Consider the following 901-nt stretch of genomic DNA (forward strand, 5'->3'; position numbering starts at 1 on the left):
GACCTGTCGAAGCAAATCGAGGTCGCCCACGGCCATATCGAATTTTGATGCACTGCGCTCTTCTAAATCTGGATTTTGGCTTTCCACATCCATATCGGAGCTAGAAACCAGTGCGCCATCTGAGCCGCCATCAGTGACGGTTAAATCTGTAGACTTGTCTGCCACACTTATTACCTAAATTACACTGGCATGTTCATGAGGTCTTTGTAGGCCTCAACGAGCTTATTGCGGATTTGAACAGTGGCTTCAAAAGCAACACTGGATTTGTTACGAGCAATCATGACGTCAGATAAGGAAACATCGGCATCACCACGATCAAAACGCGTTTGTAGATCGCCAGATGATTTTTGAAGTGAGTTTACGTTATTGATGGCTTTGGTTAGGAGATCATTGAAATCTGCACCCACTTTCGCACCCGTTCCTGTCGGAGTGGTGTTGGTCGCTTCAACCATCATGGCGCGCATTTCGGCCTGAATACCATCAACTTTCATTATCACCTCTGAGCCAAAAGTTTGACTATCTATTTAAACTAAATATTGACACAGCAATTTATGTGCCATAAGACGCCAGCAGTATAGTTTACTCACACTTTTGTCTTATGGCTACGCGTGTGAAACCTAACTCGGAATATCTATACCCGCGTCACGCATTTTGGCAAGTTTGTAGCGCAGAGTACGTGGGCTTATGCCCAATTTCTCTGCCATTTCTTTGCGTCGGCCATTACATTCCACCAAGGTTTCTAGAATGATCGCGTACTCTTGATCGCGCAGCTCGCCACCCAACCCCTCGCCGCCAGTGTTAACGCGGTTGACGGATTCAGCTTGAGCAACAGGCTTGACATCAGGGACCAATGTTTCTGCACTTTGCACAACGTATTGCAAGCTGTTGGCATCTTGCCAAT

Annotated in this window: 2 protein-coding genes; both read right to left on the minus strand. The window is 46.5% G+C overall.

The features are described from left to right. Positions 1-179: 179 nt before the first annotated feature. Entirely contained in the window at positions 180-491 is a 312-nt protein-coding gene (fliE, locus tag R7Q48_RS25590; RefSeq protein ID WP_005457685.1) for a flagellar hook-basal body complex protein FliE, read from the minus strand. A gap of 126 nt (positions 492-617) precedes the next feature. Further along, positions 618-901 (minus strand): helix-turn-helix domain-containing protein (locus R7Q48_RS25595; RefSeq protein ID WP_318132970.1); only part of this gene is annotated, 284 nt, incomplete at its 5' end.

This window comes from Vibrio sp. 378 (genome assembly GCF_033339435.1).

Excerpts from the sequence above, each read along its gene's own strand:
- fliE (WP_005457685.1), bottom strand. The coding sequence starts at position 491 with ATGAAAGTTGATGGTATTCAGGCCGAAATGCGCGCCATGATGGTTGAA.